Origin of the sequence: Ekhidna sp., assembly GCF_965212185.1 — a bacterium.
GTDB lineage: Bacteria > Bacteroidota > Bacteroidia > Cytophagales > Cyclobacteriaceae > Ekhidna.
The window spans coordinates 2,787,093-2,804,265 of sequence record NZ_OZ243102.1 but is presented as its reverse complement, the minus strand read 5'-3'; the positions used below and the strand labels follow the sequence as shown (position 1 = coordinate 2,804,265).

Sequence of the window (17,173 nt, the reverse complement as noted above, 5' to 3'; positions counted from 1 at the left end):
CATTAAATAGCAACCTTATCTTCAATTAAATCCTCATACAAATGATGGATATCAAACATCTGTTGTGCTCCTAGTTTCTGTCCGGCCTGTGCAGAGAAGTAAAGTATTAAGGCTAAAACGGCAAAGACGGGGATAGACCAAAGTATTGAGGAATCAAGACCAAGGCTCCACTTTGTAAGCCCCCACATACCAAGAAAAAGAGTAAATAGCCCTAAAGCCACATAGCTAAAGAAAAAGATGGCCCAGACAGTTGGATTGGGACCATACAATCCGCGAATTATCACATGATCTTCTTCCTGCTCAAACGTCAGATGCAGTTGTGGTGACCAAAAGTGTTGTTCGTTTGGGTGGATTTTGATGTACAAATGTCCAGGAAGGTAATTTGAGATAAATGTATCAGTTTTTTCTTCTATACCTCGCAAAAGACGTTTTTCCAATTCCTCTTTCTTACCTTGAACGATGTGTCTGAACCGGGGACGTATCTTAAAACTGGACATGGTTATGCTAATGAAATCTGATGCTGTAGTTTCTCCACTTTTGATTGCTTTGAGGTAAGCTCTTTTCTTTGCTTATCCAGTGGTCTACCCTTCATTTCATCAAGTTGAAGAGATAATTTATACATCATGTCTTCCAGCGCTTCCAGTAAAATGGTTTTGTTTTCAGCGTTTAATTCTATCATCAAAATAAGGCTTTTAGGAAAGATAAAAAGCATTGACCAGAACCTTCCTATATCGAAATAAAAAGTCATTTATTGTTAACAGAATTGACCTAACAGTTATCGACATTGATTAATCCTGTAAGCTTAAATCAGTCATGCTTTATTCTTGGTGAATTCAGGATTGATTTATTGAAAAGTTTAAAATAGCATTCCTTTTATTTCATCAATCTCCTAAATAAAAGAATTATCTAATCGCACTTAATTTATTTAATCAATTGATAATCAGTTTATTACAAGTTGTGGCATGCCCTTTGGAAAGCCGGTAAGCAATTAATCGTTTTATTAAAAAAATAGAAATGAAGAAAATCGTGTATTTACTGGTCGGGGTTACAACTCTGACATTTGGTGTGATCTTTCTGAGAGGAGCGGATCACGTAGATGCTCCGGCAGTCGGCTCACTTTCTAGTGGATCTTCTGTAGCGGACATTGCAGACTTATTTGCATTTGAAAGCCCTTCAAATTCGCAGAATTATGTTTTTATTGGAACTGTCAATGGTTTACTTGCTCCATCCGCTACATCTGATGCCCAATTTGATGAGGAAGTTATGTATGAATTCAACATTGATAATGATGGTGACCTGGTAGAAGATCAGGTAATTCAAGTGTATTTTGAGAATGGAAATGCAATCACTTATGGTGTTGTAACTCCTTCACAAACCGGCCTTTCAAGTATCCTTGAAAAGGATGGTGTTGAAGTAAAGGTGGAAGTAACACCACATGGACAAAATGCTAAAATTGGAAGCAATGATGGAACTAAACTTTTTGCCGGTGCAACAGACGATCCCTTCTATTTTGATCTTTTTCAATTTAGAAGCATTGTAAATGGTCTCGGTGCTGCACTTAGCGATGAGAACAATACAGGAGTATATAGCGGTGACCGATTAAATTCGGATACAAATGAGCCTTATCCAGCCGCATTTAATAACCCAGGACAAGATGCACTTGCAGGTACTAATGTGTTGTCGTTTGTTGTGGAAGTTCCAAAGTCAATGCTCTCTACTAGTTCAACATTTAATGTATGGCTAGAAAGCAAAATGGTTCAACAATAAAATTTTAGAAAATATGAAAAGTATAAAATTAATTCTAATCTCTCTCGCATTTATTTCTTTATCAGCGTGTGGGGATGATGACCAGCCCATCATTGAGGAACCGAAAGTTTATCATACGGTTGATCAAATGGGGAGACCAGCCATTAATACAGTTTTTAATTTTTTTGGAAATTCTGATGTTAAAAACGGATTCAATGAAATTTTACCATCCGAAGGAAAGTCTAAAAATTCAAATCATTTCAAAGGGATTCTCGATGCTTTACAAACATATATTTTCTTAGATCCGAATTCTTATGAAAATATACTGGGAGCAAATAATCAGACATTGGCTGAAATACTTGCAGCTGATGTTTTATCCTGTGACTTATCAAAGAGCCCTTCGTCATATGGAACCCTTAATGGAAGAACACTCGATGATGATGTAATAGACATCACATTGACACTTGCATTTTCTGATCAATCATCAGAGGGTGCTGATAACCCGGTAAAGGATGGAGTTTCTACAGACAATGTAGATAGTAATGATAGGACGCATAGTAATAGCTTCCCATACATTGCATCTTCACATAGTAATTAGGTTGAATAGTATATCGGGATTAGGCCTATGCCTGGTCTCGATTTTTTACTTTTTTGATATGAGACTTATTTTGAATATTGTATTGTGTGCATCAATTTTTGTCGGATGTCAGCCAAAGTCTGACGACATAATTCGAATTGTTGATGATTCAGATTTGAAGACTTTTTGGAAAATTGATTTACAAAAGGAATTCATCGGAGCTCAAGAGGAGTTAGAATTTTGGCTACAAAAAGCCTCCAAAAACTCAAACGGACATATTTACCTTCAGCAGGCGGCCAAAGCTTCTATAAAGCTTTATAGAGTTACCGGAAAAGCTAAGTATTTAAATCTTAATAAGACCCTTCTAGAAAAGGCTAATGGACTTGTACAAGGAAATCATAAGGTCAATAACCTCCTTCTTTTGAGTCATTCAGAAATGATGCTACACAATTTTGAATCAGCAGTAAACTATGCGGTTAAGGCAGCATCATTAACAAAAGAAAAATATGGCCCTTTATTGATGCAGTTTGATGGTGAGCTAGAGCTCGCGAACTATAACGCGTGCAAACGACTATTAGAAAAAACCAAGCGAGATGATTCATTCTCCTATTTCGTTCGAATAGCTAAGTTCAAGGATCATGAAGGACATCTCGATTCTGCTATTTATTATACTGAGAAGGCTATAAAACATGTCACATCACCTTCAGAAAGAAATTGGTTATTGAGTCATTTAGGAGATTTATACGGCCATGATGGTATGATCAATAAATCATATGAAACTTATCTGAAATCATTGTCATTTGATGCTAATAACCATCATACGTTAAAAGGGATTGCCTGGATTGCCTTTTCACACGATAAGAATTTTGATTTAGCAAAGAGGCTAAGCGAATATTTAGTAAGTAACTATGGCAATCCTGAATACTTATTATTGTTGGCTGACATTGAAGAAACGATGGGAAATTTGAAACGAGCTGAATTACATAGAGAACATTTCATCAGTAAAGCAAAGTCACCAATTTACAATAGCTATCTGATTCCACTTTTAGCTTCCAATGACGCTAAAGAAGCGATCAGAATTGCGACGACAGAAATACATAGGAGGCCCACACCTGAAATATTCAGTCTTTTAGCATGGGCATATTTTAATGATGACCAAAAGAAGAAAGCTCTTGAGATTATTGAAAGTGAAGTGCTAGGTAAAACATACGAACCGATGGCACTTTACCAAGCGGCTGAAATTTATTATGGTTCAGGTTACCATTCAAAAGGAGTTGCTATAGCGAAGAATTTGATGGAGTCTGAATTTGAACTTGGACCACTAGTTATAAATAGAATACGAATCATTAGCGAATCATAAAGATTGATTAGATGGACCTTTTAAGGTCCGGTGGATGATGGTGGTGATTAGCCTCAGCTCCCCGCTGAGGTTATTTTATATAAAAAAGTTGTAACTTAATGTAAAGCCTGGAATGATGAGCAAAGATCGATTGGAAGTTGTTGATGACAATTTGATCATTAAGCTGAATGAAGCAGGATCGAAAATAAAAGAGCTGGAGGATGCATTTCATCAAACACAAACAGGTATATGGGAGTATGATCTTGATACGGAATACATCAAGTGGTCAAAGGAAGTTTATGATATTTATGGCCTACCTGAAGGATTAAAGCCTCCTAAGCTTGAGGAAATCATAAAGTTTTCCTCAGAAGAAGAGCAAGCAGAGGCTTACAATAAAATAAACAATGCGATAGCAAACGGAAATCCGTACATTGTATACTGTGATATCGAAGATCACAATGGGATCCGCAAACATGTAAGAGCAACAGGTGCAGCATCAAAAGATGATCTTGGGCGTGTGAAGCGATTATATGGAACAATTTGTGATATATCAGAATATCATATAGAAAAACAGAATCTTCAATTTTCAGATTTTACCATCGAGAGCATTTCTGATGGAGTCTATTGGTTTGATAATGACTTGAGATTTATCCGAGTGAATCAGGCAGCTGCAGATCTATTGGGCTATGCAAAAGAAGAACTGATTGGAAAGAGAGGAAGTGATGTAAACCCAAAATTCACTTACGAAAAATCAAAAGCTTTGTGGGATGAAACAAAAGAAAAGGGAACCTTAACTTTTGTAACAAAACATCGAAGAAGAGATGGAACAGAATTCCCAGTTGAAATTACCAACAATATCATCCGTTGGCAGGGGCAGGAGTTTAAGTGCAGTATTGTAAGAGATATAACAATACGGAAAAAAAATGAGGAGTTATTACTTGAGGCACTCAGCGAAATAAAAGAACTCAAGAATAAGCTGGAAAATGAAAATGAATACTTGCGTGATGAGATAAATGTAGAATACAACTTCGATGAAATAGTTGCTGAAAACAAGAATTTTCAAAAACTACTAAAGAAAGTAGAACAGGTCAGTAAAACCTCAAGTACCGTTTTGATAATAGGTGAGACCGGGACAGGTAAAGAACTCTTCGCACGAGCCATTCATAACCTGAGTAGTAGAAATGCCAATGCATTAATAAAAATCAATTGTGCAGCATTACCTTCTCAACTTGCTGAAAGCGAGCTTTTTGGTCACGAAAAAGGAGCATTTACTGGAGCGGTTGCAAAAAAAATAGGAAAATTTGAGCTGGCAGATAAGAGTACTATTTTCTTAGACGAGGTGGGTGAGCTTTCGCTGGAAATTCAAGCAAAACTTCTTAGAGTACTTCAAGAGGGAGAATTTGAACGGGTTGGTGGTAACGAAACTATAAAGGTAGACGTTCGGGTAATCGCCGCTACAAACAAGAATCTTTCTCTTGCAATAGAAGAAAAAGAATTTAGAGAAGACTTATTCTATCGATTAAATGTATTTCCAATCTATCCCACTCCATTGAGAGAACGAAAATCTGATATTCAAGCACTAGTTGCCCATTTTTTAAAAAAATTCGAAAACACTATGGGTAAACGTATCTCTTCCATTCCTGAAGATACAATGAGGAAGTTGATGAATTATGATTGGCCGGGAAATGTTCGGGAACTTGAAAACGTGATTGAAAGAGCCATGATCACATCTAATAATCAACTAATTATTGAGGATCCATTGATCAATAAAAGATCATCATTACCACACGGAAACAGATTAGTGGATTCTGAAAGACAAGCAATCATTGACGTATTGATTTCAACAGAAGGTAAAGTAAGTGGGGCAGGAGGTGCCGCAGAGGTGTTGGGAATTAATGCGAAAACATTGGAGTCTAAGATTCGCAAATTGAAAATTGATAAGCGTAAACTCTATTGATTAAATTTCATCAATTGCTGAAATTTAGGATTAAAAATTAATTCTAAGATTCAGTTAATCATCTGAAAATCATATACTTATAATCATTGGCATGGAGTTTAATGCGTCATTAGTCTCAACCTTGAGATTATGACACTACATTCAATTCTACAGACCGATATTGATGAAGAATCAAATCGAATTAAAGATCTGGATAGCTATGGGTTATTAGATTCTTTACCTGATAATAAGTATGACGACATTGCAAAACTTGCATCGTTTATTTGCGGAACTGAGGTGTCTCTTATCACACTCATGGATTCCGAAAGAAACTGGTTCAAGTCCATTCAAGGAGATGAATCTATTAAAGAAAAGGAAATCCCGAGAGACATTTCGTTTTGCAAAATTACTATTAAGGGTAATGGAATCTATGAAATTCCAGATACCTCGCTCGATGAAGAGTGGAAAGACAATTATGTTGTTAAAAAACACAAGGTAAAATTTTATGCCGGATACCCGCTTGTAAGCCCAAAAGGATACAAATTAGGTACGCTATGTGTAATAGACAGGGTCCCGCAAAAATTGAACTTAGCACAAAAAAATGCACTAAGGACATTAGCGAACTCAGTAGTCTCTGAATTTGAATTAGAAAGAAATCAAAGAGATTTAAGTGCTCAAAATAAAGAGCTTGCAGAAATAAATGCTCGACTGCTTCAGTTCGCACGAATGATCGCTCACGACCTCAAAAGCCCCCTGCAGAGCATGCGTTCGCTTTATGAGCTAATCAAATATGATCCTGAGAATTTTCTTGTTTACGAAGAGAAAATGGGGTCGTTCATTGATCGAATGACTCAAATGATCGATGGGTTGTTAGCTTTTGCCAGAAACAAGTTGAATTCGCTTAAAAAAGAGAAAGTAGTTGTGAAAAATTTACTTGTATCACTGATAGAACGACTGAACGTCAGGGAAATGAATTTTTCGTTTTCTAATGATCTACCTGTCCTTCACACTGAAGGAATATTACTGGAGATCGTCTTTCAGAATCTCATCACCAACGCAATCAAGTACTGTAACTGTGATAGGGCTCACATTGAAATCGGAGTAATTGATGGATCATCGAATACCTTTTTTGTAAAAGATAATGGAGAAGGAATTGCCCCAGACGTTGGTGATAGAATTTTTGACCCATTTGAAAGATTACATGAAAATGAGATTGATGGGTGTGGAATCGGTCTCTATACTGTTAAAACCATTTTGATACAACGAGGTGGTGAGATTTGGTACGACTCAAAACCAGGGAAGGGTACCACATTCTATTTTGAATGGAATGCATGAAATAACCATAAACCCCCAGCAAGATGAAAATTTACATAATTGATGATGATGAATTAGTGCATAAACTGTACGGCCTCTATCTAAATGAGGTAGTAAGCGGATTCCAAAAAGAATCATTTTACAATGGTTTTGATGCTATGAAGTATTTAGTAGACCATCAAGAGGATGGCAACATAGTGCCTGATATTATCCTACTTGATATCAACATGCCGATCATGGACGGCATTGAATTTTTAGAGCATTTCGAAAGATTGGTTCCAACATTGGAGAAAGTGCCCTCAATATTTATTGTGACATCATGCCTTCTTGATGAATATTTTTTGAAGAACAGGAAAAATGTGACAGGTGTCTACTCAAAGCCTCTGACCAAAAATGTACTTAAAGAGATGATTTTTAATCAACTGGCCTATGAATAAGATCAACAGATATTACAAGCTAATGTGCCATCCAGCACAGGAAGATTGGCACAAGCGTAAAGTTTTGATTGAGGTGCTAATACTCTCCATGTTAGTTCTCCTCGTAACCAGCCTTAGTTTTTATGTGATTGATTTCAAAATCGCGGCATACATGGGGTTGTTCGGAGTATTAGGTACGATTCACATTGCAGCTAATTTGTATGTTAGAAAGCGATTAATTGAATCAGTCAATCTATTAGCTGTGTATGCCAACATCGTATTTTTAGTTGAGATTCTCTTTAGTGGTGGTATAACCTCGCCAGCTATATACTGGCTCATGATTTCTCCTTTCTTCTTGCTGATTTTTTCAGATTATGAAATGAATAAAAGCAGCATCATGTGGATTATCATTTCATTTAGTGAATTTGTGATTTTATACATATTGAATGAACTGGAAATTGGTTTTTCAATCGGATATCCAATTGAATGGTTTGAAGAATTACAAGTTGTATTTGTAATCACATTCATGTGCTTTTGTGCAACGGTGATGCTCCTCGATGTGAAAAGGCGGAAGGAGGCGGGATTAAGTGATTATGCACCTAATGTGTTAATTAAAAATAATGATGAAAATACATCTCATGACGAAATAGCAGAAGTATCAAAAACGGCAAATAAATTACATCGAAGATTGGTATGGATCGCGGTAATATTAATACCAATCTTTCCAGATTACCTTTTCTTTGAAGAAACTTGGAAGTCTGTATTTGCAATAAGAGTTGGGCTGGTTCTTTACTTTATCATGGCAAACTATGCAAATGCTGTAGGTAAATTATCAGCTCGTGCGCTGGCATACATGTGCCTTATACCAATAGTTATTTTCCTTTCTTTTGCGACATCTCAGGTTCCTTTAGAAAATGCCCTCATCTATAACATCAATTACTCTGCTGTTTTTATTATTTCCGCCATATTTCTTTTGTGGGAATGGAAAAATTCGCTGATAGTCGTTCTTATATCGTTGTTTTCCTATTTGACTTTTTCAATAATTTATGGTCGATTGGATTTCCACTGCTTTGTTGAAGACGGTGCATGGTTACTTTTTTCTATCGGATTTGCCAGTATTTGGCTCATTAGATTTCGTTATAAATATTCATTAAAGGAGGTTTCGTTCAGAAAGGATTTAGAAAAGTCCAATAGGAAGTTGTCTTATCATAATAACGAATTAAAACTGCTTAATAAGAAACTACTGAGGTCCGAAGAAAAACTGAAGCAGTCCTCTCTAGTTAAGGATAAGTTTTTCTCAATCATTTCTCATGATTTAAGATCTCCAATTGGTACAGTAAGCAGTTTTATAAGAATTTTAAATGATGACTCAATTGAATTAAGTAGAGAAAAAGAAAGAGAGATATTGGATCGATTAGAAGAATCACTTAATAACGTGGAAATTCTTATTGATAATCTCCTCAATTGGGCTAAATCTCAGATGGGTACTTTAAAAGTTAATCACCGTTATTTTGAAATCAACGAGGTGATAAATAGATGCTTACGATTGTTCAAAGAGGATTTAGAGCGTAAAAACATAGCAATTGAATTTAAGCAGAAAAATGATTTTTCCGTATTCGGAGATGTTCGAATAGCAGAATTTGTGGTTCGAAATATACTGGCCAATGCCATTAAGTTTAGTTATGAAGGCAGATCTATAGCTGTCCAATATTCGAAAGATGAGAATTATTTATTTGTTTCAATCATTGATTCAGGTACCGGCATGTCCGATGAAGACATCAAGAAGTTACTAGATACTTCCACACATTTTACAAAGCCCGGTACCAATCGGGAAATGGGAACAGGACTTGGCATGCAATTATGTCTTGATTTTATCAGAAAAAATAAAGGCGAATTAAAGATTGAATCACAGATTGGTGTGGGATCAAAATTCACATTCTCAATACCTCTCTTTCGTAGTGGAAAAGCATCCATAGAGGTATCCGAATCAATGCTTAATATAAACTACAATTGATTTATGAGGGGCGGAGTATTTGTGCTTCTTTACTCATTGAGTATATGCATGCATGCTCAATCATTCAATGTAAAAATCATAGATGAGCAGAACCAACCAATAATTGGAGCTCATGTATTGAATGCAACTCAGCAATTGCATGCACATAGTGATCAACAAGGACAGGTTCATTTTATAGAAATAAACCTCGCAGACTCATTGATTTTCAGTCACATAGGATTTGAGCCATATGTGCATATTGTCGAATTCACTGATGGTACATTGTCAATCCAATTGAAATCCAATATTACTTCTCTAGAAGAAATAGTAATCAGTTCTCAGAGAAATGTTTTAGATGACCTTGTACAGGTGGATATTTCCTTAGACCCGGTGAATTCATCCCAGGAAGTTTTGACCAGAGTTCCTGGTTTGTTCGTTGGGCAGCATGCCGGAGGTGGAAAGGCAGAGCAAATATTTCTTCGTGGTTTCGACGTTGATCATGGAACCGATGTAGCGATAGCAGTTGATGGCCTTCCCGTCAATCTGGTATCTCATGCCCATGGGCAAGGATATGCAGATTTACATTTTCTTATTCCTGAAACGATCGATCAGATCAGATATGGAAAAGGACCGTACTACAGCTCAGAAGGTAACTTTAATACTGCAGGCTATGTGAATTTTGAATCCAAAGAATACTTGAACGAGAGTGAAATCAAAATTGAGAGAGGCCAATTCAATACCAATCGATTCCTGGGATTGTTTAAGCTAGTTAGCGAAAGCAAGAACAAGAGCTACATAGCATCTGAATTACTACAGACAGATGGTCCTTTTGAGAGTCCTCAGAATTTTCTGAGAGTAAATATTTTCGGAAAGTATTCACATCAAAGTGAAAGTAATAAATGGAATATTTTATTATCTCATTTTAAAAGTCAATGGAATGCTTCCGGTCAAATACCAGAGCGATCTGTTAATAATGGCGCGATTGGTAGGTTTGGAGCAATCGATGATACAGAGGGTGGATTCACCAGTAGAACCAATGCTTCTTTAAGTTATAAATCACAATTAAGCCATTCCAGATTCTTTTCCAGTCAGCTATATTTCAGCCACTATGATTTTGACTTATACTCCAATTTTACCTTTTTCCTATTAGATCCAGTTAATGGAGATCAAATCAGGCAGAAAGAAGAAAGAGAGCTACTTGGTTTTAAGGCAGATTTTGAAAATTATTTCACGCAAGGATCCTTAGATGGTGATTTCAAGCTTGGGATAGCGCTTCGAAATGACCTTATTTCAAATAATGAATTAAGTAGTACTAAAAATAGAAGAGAGATATTGAAACGAATCCGGTTAGGAGATATAAATGAAACAAGTATCTCTGCATATTTTCAGTCAAATCTGGACATAAGAAAGTGGCGAATAAACCCAGGTTTGAGGTTTGATTGGTTTGAATTTCTTTATATCGATTTAATTGACACTTCGTACCAATCTGCGGATAGAAGTGCTTCAATTATTAGTCCGAAAATCAGTATTGAGTACAATCACTCGTCATTATTGCAGCTTTTTTTAAAGGCTGGTAAGGGATTTCATACCAACGATAGTCGTTTGGTTTCCGAAAGTTATACTTCCAATATTTTACCTGCCGCTTATGGTTTCGATGTAGGTTCGATATGGAAACCGGTTGAAAACCTGCTGATTAATACAGCAATCTGGTATTTATATCTGGAGCAAGAATTTGTATATGTAGGTGATGCGGGTATAGTAGAACCAAGTGGGCGCTCAAAGCGAAAGGGCTTAGATCTTGGATTTCGTTATCAACCAATTAAGGCAATTGTATTTGATACTGATATTACGTACACCTCCGCACGACAGGCAGATAATTTAGAAAACGCAAACCTGATTCCTCTTGCTCCAAATTTTACGTTAACGAGTGGAGTAAGTTTTAATGATGATAAGGGTCTTTTTGGAGGGATTCATCTCAGATGGCTGGGAGATCGCCCAGCAAATGAAGATGGCTCCATTACCGCAGAAGGTTATAAAATAACAGATCTCAATTTAGGATATGTATGGGATAAGCTTGAATTAAACCTTCAGGCTCAGAACGTTTTTAATGTGGAATGGAAGGAAACACAGTTCGCCACAGAGTCTAGGCTTAGTAATGAAAGTGAACCTATAGAGGAGATACATTTCACGCCAGGCACCCCGAGGTTTATAAAAGCATCCCTATCCTTTTCTTTCTAACCAAAAAATACCCTATAGAAATTGTCGCCTTATTCTCATAAATATTAGTAATCAATTAGAGTTTAATGAATAGTGAAAATAAATTTTATCAAAGGTTTGTTATAAAATCAGCTTCAATTCTGTTTTTTCTGGGATTGCTTACGGGCATTTATGTCACTATAGTGGCTACAGGCAAAATGGAAGGAAACCTTAGCGCTAGCTTAGCTGCACACTTAAACGGAATTATTGGTTCATTAATTATACTAAGCTTGATACTAATAATTCCGTATACAAAGTACGGTCATACGTACAAGGTGATCATGATTGCCATGTTCATCGTATCAAATTATGCCAATTGGATAATAACACTGATTAAATCATACCTGCAAGTAGTTGGCCTTGAGATAATAGAAAATTCGATTTCCAATAACCTTATTCATATTTTGTTGGTGGTTATGGTTGTAATTCCCTCTTTGACAGGAGCTATTATGTGGATTTTGGGAGTTACTTCATTGAAAACATCATCAAAAATGAATATTAAGCGCATGTTATTCATTGATTAACCTCACTTCCTTAAATCGATTATGTCTCATTCGATAAGCGTTCATAGCTGTCTTGCCAAGCTTATTGGTGAGTTTGTGATTGACCAAAGCTCCTGCAATAGCACCTACACCTGGAATCAACTGCAAGAGTTTGGCAAGATCAATGTAATCCCTGTATTCAAGTTGAAAGGTGCGCCAATCGAAGGCATTCATATCATCAGGTAGTTGATCTTTAGTGATTGTCCAGTTTTCCATCTTTTCGAAAATCATGTTTCGATGCTGCTGACTGGAAAAGGTGAGTTGGAAGATATACAGGATATATACACGTTCTTTGTAGTCTTTCGTGTCATAGCCATAACGAGAGGCAATTTCAAATAACATCTTCATCTTTAAAGTCAACCACAAAGGAAAATCTGCCAGACTTAATAAGAAGCCACCAAATCCTGTAGCAGCCCCTTCCACTGCTGCAGAAGAGGAGTAGAAGTTGATCCGTTCTTTTACTTTGGATTCAATTTCTTCCAAGGAAGGAACCTCTATTCTTTTTTTGGTAGTAAACCCTGAGCCAGAGATCACTCCTCTGGTGATCTCTTTTATGGCTTTAGTGATGGCGCGATGTACTTTTTCCGGTATGATGTTATTGATTTTCTTCTGTACTTTCTTGGTAGTCTTATTCCAAAAAGAAGGTTTTTTGCGCATGGTGTGTTTCCATTGCTCTAGTTCAGACTCGACTAGTTGGTAATAAACGGAGTTGGACATGATGGAAATATATAACTAAATGTTGCTATTTCAGTTCAAGTCAATTATTTGCTGCTAAAATTGGAACGTATTTATCTTTTTCGAATGGGCATTCAATCATTACGTTTGAGAATTCTACCTGTCATAAGTTTGATTGCAGGGTTGTTATTTCCAACACATGCTCAGGAAACTGGATTAGTCAAACGCGTCTGGAATTCAGTATTCAACGATACCACTTCCATTGAGAGGCCAAAATTCATTGCCTATCCTACGTTGGCTTATGCTCCAGAAACAAAATGGGAACTGGGAGTTAGTGCCATTTATGTATACCACGCAAACCGAGATGTTAAGAATCGGCTAAGTGAGATCAATGCTTTTAGTTTCATCACCCTGGAACAACAGTATGGATTGTGGATGGATCATGCACTTTACAGTGATAAGAGTAAATGGATTATGCTGGGAAGGGTAAGACTCCAGCAGTTTCCATTGCTTTACTTCGGTATCGGCCCAGATACAGATGGGGAAGAATTAGCACAAATAGATGCAGGAAGCATAAGCATTCGTGAGCGTGTCTTGAGAAAGGTGTACAAAAACCTTTACCTGGGATTTGAGTCAGATTTGCATAAACTATCGAATGTAAGTCTTACATCATTGTCAAATGAACCGTATGAAATGCCTGCTGGCCTTCTAAAATTCAGAAATATTGGTCTTGGATTGGGTTTGGTATATGACAGCCGGCATAATGTCCTCAATGTTCGCGAAGGATTTTTTGGAGAAACCGGATTCCTCAGATACGATGATGCCTGGGGAAGTGATTTCGAGTTCACATCATATTTTTTTGATGCTCGATATTATCACTCTTTAGCTGAATCTCAGGTTCTAGCATCTCAAATTTATTTTTCTGAGGTTCAGGGTAATGCACCTTTTAGTCAGCTTAGCTTGATGGGAGGAGAGTCCTTAATGCGTGGATATTATCTGGGAAGATATCGTGATAAGACGTTGTTAGCAGCCCAGTCTGAATATCGATTTTTACCATTTCCATTTAGCAAGCGATGGGGTGCTGCTGCTTTTGTTGGAGTTGGGACAGTGAGTGCCGGGGCAACAAAACTTGATATGAGTAAACTCAAGGTTACAGGGGGAACAGGTGTGCGATTCCTTATCTTTCGTAGCAAGGATATCTTCACACGTTTTGATGTTGCAGTGTCTGAGGATGGTTTGGGTTACTATTTTTTTATTGGAGAAGCTTTTTAGGTTGAAGCATTGTAAATTAAAATAGCAAATCAAATCGTGGAAATCAGTGAATTCAATAAAACCCAATCTCCAGCAGATCAACAAATCTGTCACCTTCTGATGAATACCATCAATAAGCATCTCTCTGAAGCTGAAAGTAGGATATGGCACAGACATCCGGTTTGGTTTTTGGATGGTAATCCGATTGTGGGTTACAGCAAACTGAAAGATTGCATTCGATTAATGTTCTGGAGTGGGGCTGATTTTGATGAGTCAGATTTAAAAGTGGGGACCGGAAAATTTAAAGATGCTTCCATTCGATACACTTCAGCTGACCAAATTGATGAAGACGATTTGAAGAGATGGCTTGAAAAGTCAAAAACGATCCAATGTGATTATAGAAATATCGTTAAGAAAAAGGGTCGATTGGATCGAATTAAATAGGTGATTCTACTCTAAAAAGTATCAGGTAGTAGTGATGCACACACCTGATCTTTTTCTGTCTGATTCCTTGAAGAGTCAATTCTGATCGCTATGTTTATTAATTGATTTAGATAGCTGATCAAATCATCATGAAGCCGATCACCCAGTATACAAAAAGTGGAAGCATCAATATAGCCTATCAGGTTTTTGGTTCTGGAACCAAAGATTTAGTTTATATCCCTGGATGGGTTTCTAACATTGATTTAATGTGGGCATGTCCAGAACTTGTCAGTTTCTTATTAGAACTTGGGAAAGTAGCACGTGTGATTCTTTTCGATAAGAGAGGAACCGGGCTTTCTGATCGATTGGTTGAGTTTTCCACGCTGGAAGAGCGAATGGATGATATACGGGCTGTCATGGACGCAGTTGGTTCTGAAAAAGCAATTTTGTTTGGTCACTCTGAGGGTGGCTCAGCATCTGCTTTATTCGCTGCAACATACCCTGATCGTACACTAGGTATGATTTCCTTTGGGATCTTCGCCAAACGCAGATACAGCAAAGACTACCCCTGGGCTCCAACGGATGAGGAAAGAAAGGTTGTATATGATATGATCGAAAACAGTTGGGGTAGTGGAGATATGGATTTGGAATCTTTGGCCCCATCTAAAGCAGATGACAAAAAATTTATGGACTGGTTGTCTAATTACTTTAGATCTGGAGCAAGTCCTAGTGCAGCAATGGTTCTGACGAAAATGAATACTCAGGTTGATATCATAGATATTCTTGGGTCAATAAAAGTACCTGCATTGATCATGCAAAGAACACACGACATAGATGTAAAAGTTGAAGAAGGGAGATTTATCGCTGATCGAATAAGAAACTCAAAATTTATCGAATTGGAAGGACAGGATCATCTTTTTTGGGTAGGGAATACAAAGAATGTGCTGAAGGAAATTAAGGATTTTTTGTATGAAATAGAGCCGGAGAAGTCACATGATGAAAGGCTTTTTACAATCGTTGCTGGTAAACTTAAGGGCGAAACTGATGAAGGTTCGAATGTTAAAGTTTTAATTAAAGAGATCATCAAAAAAGGGAAGGGCAAGAATACTCAATTTGATGGATTGTCATTTATTTCAACCTTTGACGGCCCCAGTAAAGCAGTCAATTGTGGAATGGATTTGGTGAATTTTATGAAAAGCTTATCTATTGAAATAGCTATCGTAATTGATATGAAAGAGGGCGCTATCAGTGGAAACAATTTGGTGAATGTAAGCAATAAGGAGTTTGTTGATGCGCTCCTCAACGAGTCTCAATTTAATCAGATTCTCGTCTCCCAAGCCGTGAGATATTTACTTTCAGGAGCAGATGTTTCTTTTTCTGAATATGGGTATCTATCCATTCCGGGAATGATGGAAAAATCTACGTTGTATTTAGTATCAGATCCTAATGACATTCAAACCCCGATTCTTAGAGATGATGCATTTTTAGAAAGTATCATCAAAATCATTGAAAAAAACTATAATAAGGAACACTTCAGTGTTGATATGCTATGCAAGGAGGTAGGAATTAGTGAGCGACAGTTGCAACGTAAACTTAAAGCCATTACGAATAAATCGCCTATTCAGTTAATTTCAAGCGTACGCCTTCATCAAGCAAAAGAACTACTGCAAAGCAGCGGCCAAAGCATCTCCGAAGTTGCCTACATGACAGGCTTTAATAACCCATCTTATTTTGCGAAAAGCTTTAAAAAAGAGTTTGGTATAAGCCCTTCTTCGATCAATTCAGCCAAATAATGTCGGAATAGTGTTAGTCTGACGGTTTTGTGCCAGTAGTTGCCGGATTAGTATGCTCTAAAGCATGTGACTCAAATCTAGTTTTGTATATCAAAATTGATTTACAACACTATGAGTAATTCTATTCAAAAGCTGGTATTGATGGTCTTCATATCATTAATCATTTCATGTACTTCAGAGCAAATATCACCCGAGGTTGATTGCACAACTTCTCCGGTAGAATTGGAAGTTGACGTAGTAACTGATGCCACTTGTAGCGTATCGGATGGATCATTTAGGTTAATAGCTTCAGGGGGATCGAATCCCTATACATTTTCAACAGATTTCGAATCGAACAGCGATGGCAACTTTACTGAATTAGTAGCAGGCACCTATTTAGTTGTAGTTACAGATTCTGCTGGTTGTTCATCTGAAATTGAAGTAGCAGTCAAAAATGAAGAAGGAGTCAATCTTAATGACGTCCAGGTTTCAAATACAGCTTGCGAAACTACAGAAGGAAGTATTGAGATTGATGCTTCTGGTGGTGTAGAGCCTTATAGGTATTCAATCAATGGTGGTGTTTCACAGGCAAGCAATTTATTCTCAAACTTAGGTAATGGATCATATGATGTAGCCGTGATAGATGCCACCGGGTGCGAGACGTCTGAATCAGTAAATATTTTAACGGGCGTCAGCTATGAAAATTCAATTAAAGCAATAATTGAGACCAATTGTGCCATTTCCGGATGTCACAACGGAAGTGTATCTCCTGACCTTCGGACGTTCACATCAATTCAATCTAGCGCCAGTAGGATCAAAGCAAGAACTGCAAATGGCTCTATGCCAAGAGGAAGGACACTCACACAGACCCAAATAGGCCTAATTGCATGCTGGGTAGATGATGGAGCTCTTGATAATTAGTAATAATCCCTA

Annotated in this window: 16 protein-coding genes; 13 read left to right on the top strand and 3 right to left on the bottom strand. The window is 37.1% G+C overall.

All coding sequences use genetic code 11. The features are described from left to right. Positions 1–2: 2 nt before the first annotated feature. Positions 3–497 (bottom strand): hypothetical protein, encoded by a 495-nt coding sequence (locus ACOMC3_RS11965; RefSeq protein WP_420316122.1) that lies wholly within the window; start codon positions 495–497, stop codon positions 3–5. Between the two features lie 2 nt (positions 498–499). Continuing rightward, complete coding sequence (locus tag ACOMC3_RS11960; RefSeq protein WP_420316121.1) at positions 500–679, bottom strand: hypothetical protein; 180 nt, start codon at positions 677–679, stop codon at positions 500–502. A gap of 335 nt (positions 680–1,014) precedes the next feature. Between ACOMC3_RS11960 and ACOMC3_RS11955 the strand changes: the two genes are divergently transcribed. The 9 genes from ACOMC3_RS11955 to ACOMC3_RS11915 all read left to right on the top strand — a co-directional run bounded on the left by ACOMC3_RS11955 (position 1,015) and on the right by ACOMC3_RS11915 (position 12,101). Further along, entirely contained in the window at positions 1,015–1,767 is a 753-nt protein-coding gene (locus ACOMC3_RS11955) for a DUF4331 family protein (RefSeq protein WP_420316120.1), read from the top strand. Positions 1,768–1,780: 13 nt separating this feature from the next. Next, positions 1,781–2,344 (top strand): DUF4331 family protein, encoded by a 564-nt coding sequence (locus ACOMC3_RS11950; RefSeq protein ID WP_420316119.1) that lies wholly within the window; start codon positions 1,781–1,783, stop codon positions 2,342–2,344. Between the two features lie 58 nt (positions 2,345–2,402). Further along, positions 2,403–3,683 (top strand): tetratricopeptide repeat protein, encoded by a 1,281-nt coding sequence (locus ACOMC3_RS11945; RefSeq protein ID WP_420316118.1) that lies wholly within the window; start codon positions 2,403–2,405, stop codon positions 3,681–3,683. A gap of 112 nt (positions 3,684–3,795) precedes the next feature. Further along, positions 3,796–5,619 (top strand): sigma 54-interacting transcriptional regulator, encoded by a 1,824-nt coding sequence (locus ACOMC3_RS11940; RefSeq protein ID WP_420316117.1) that lies wholly within the window; start codon positions 3,796–3,798, stop codon positions 5,617–5,619. A 129-nt stretch (positions 5,620–5,748) separates the two neighbouring features. Next, on the top strand, positions 5,749–6,933 hold the full coding sequence (locus tag ACOMC3_RS11935; protein ID WP_420316116.1) for an ATP-binding protein: 1,185 nt from the start codon (positions 5,749–5,751) through the stop codon (positions 6,931–6,933). A gap of 23 nt (positions 6,934–6,956) precedes the next feature. Further along, the gene (locus ACOMC3_RS11930) at positions 6,957–7,349 is read left to right on the top strand and encodes a response regulator (protein ID WP_420316115.1); all 393 of its coding nucleotides are present in this window, start codon (positions 6,957–6,959) and stop codon (positions 7,347–7,349) included. Further along, positions 7,342–9,342 (top strand): sensor histidine kinase, encoded by a 2,001-nt coding sequence (locus ACOMC3_RS11925; protein WP_420316114.1) that lies wholly within the window; start codon positions 7,342–7,344, stop codon positions 9,340–9,342. Before ACOMC3_RS11930 ends, ACOMC3_RS11925 begins: the two co-directional genes overlap by 8 nt. Before the next feature lie 3 nt (positions 9,343–9,345). Then, positions 9,346–11,559, top strand: a complete 2,214-nt coding sequence (locus ACOMC3_RS11920) for a TonB-dependent receptor (RefSeq protein ID WP_420316113.1) — start codon at positions 9,346–9,348, stop codon at positions 11,557–11,559. A gap of 65 nt (positions 11,560–11,624) precedes the next feature. Next, a complete protein-coding gene (locus tag ACOMC3_RS11915; protein ID WP_420316112.1) occupies positions 11,625–12,101 on the top strand; it encodes a hypothetical protein in 477 nt (158 codons plus the stop codon). Here the strand turns inward: ACOMC3_RS11915 and ACOMC3_RS11910 are convergent. Beyond that, positions 12,087–12,836, bottom strand: coding sequence for an EcsC family protein (locus ACOMC3_RS11910; RefSeq protein ID WP_420316111.1), 750 nt, complete (start codon positions 12,834–12,836; stop codon positions 12,087–12,089). The genes ACOMC3_RS11915 and ACOMC3_RS11910 overlap by 15 nt on opposite strands. 60 nt (positions 12,837–12,896) lie before the next feature. Between ACOMC3_RS11910 and ACOMC3_RS11905 the strand changes: the two genes are divergently transcribed. The 4 genes from ACOMC3_RS11905 (at position 12,897) to ACOMC3_RS11890 (ending at position 17,161) form a co-directional block, all read left to right on the top strand. Further along, positions 12,897–14,066, top strand: a complete 1,170-nt coding sequence (locus tag ACOMC3_RS11905) for a BamA/TamA family outer membrane protein (RefSeq protein ID WP_420316110.1) — start codon at positions 12,897–12,899, stop codon at positions 14,064–14,066. Between the two features lie 36 nt (positions 14,067–14,102). Continuing rightward, positions 14,103–14,489: a DUF1801 domain-containing protein gene (locus ACOMC3_RS11900; RefSeq protein WP_420316109.1), complete on the top strand. Its 387-nt coding sequence runs from the start codon at positions 14,103–14,105 to the stop codon at positions 14,487–14,489. Positions 14,490–14,617: 128 nt separating this feature from the next. After that, on the top strand, positions 14,618–16,261 hold the full coding sequence (locus tag ACOMC3_RS11895) for an alpha/beta fold hydrolase (protein WP_420316108.1): 1,644 nt from the start codon (positions 14,618–14,620) through the stop codon (positions 16,259–16,261). A gap of 111 nt (positions 16,262–16,372) precedes the next feature. Then, the gene (locus tag ACOMC3_RS11890; protein ID WP_420316107.1) at positions 16,373–17,161 is read left to right on the top strand and encodes a SprB repeat-containing protein; all 789 of its coding nucleotides are present in this window, start codon (positions 16,373–16,375) and stop codon (positions 17,159–17,161) included. The last annotated feature ends 12 nt before the right edge of the window (positions 17,162–17,173 follow it).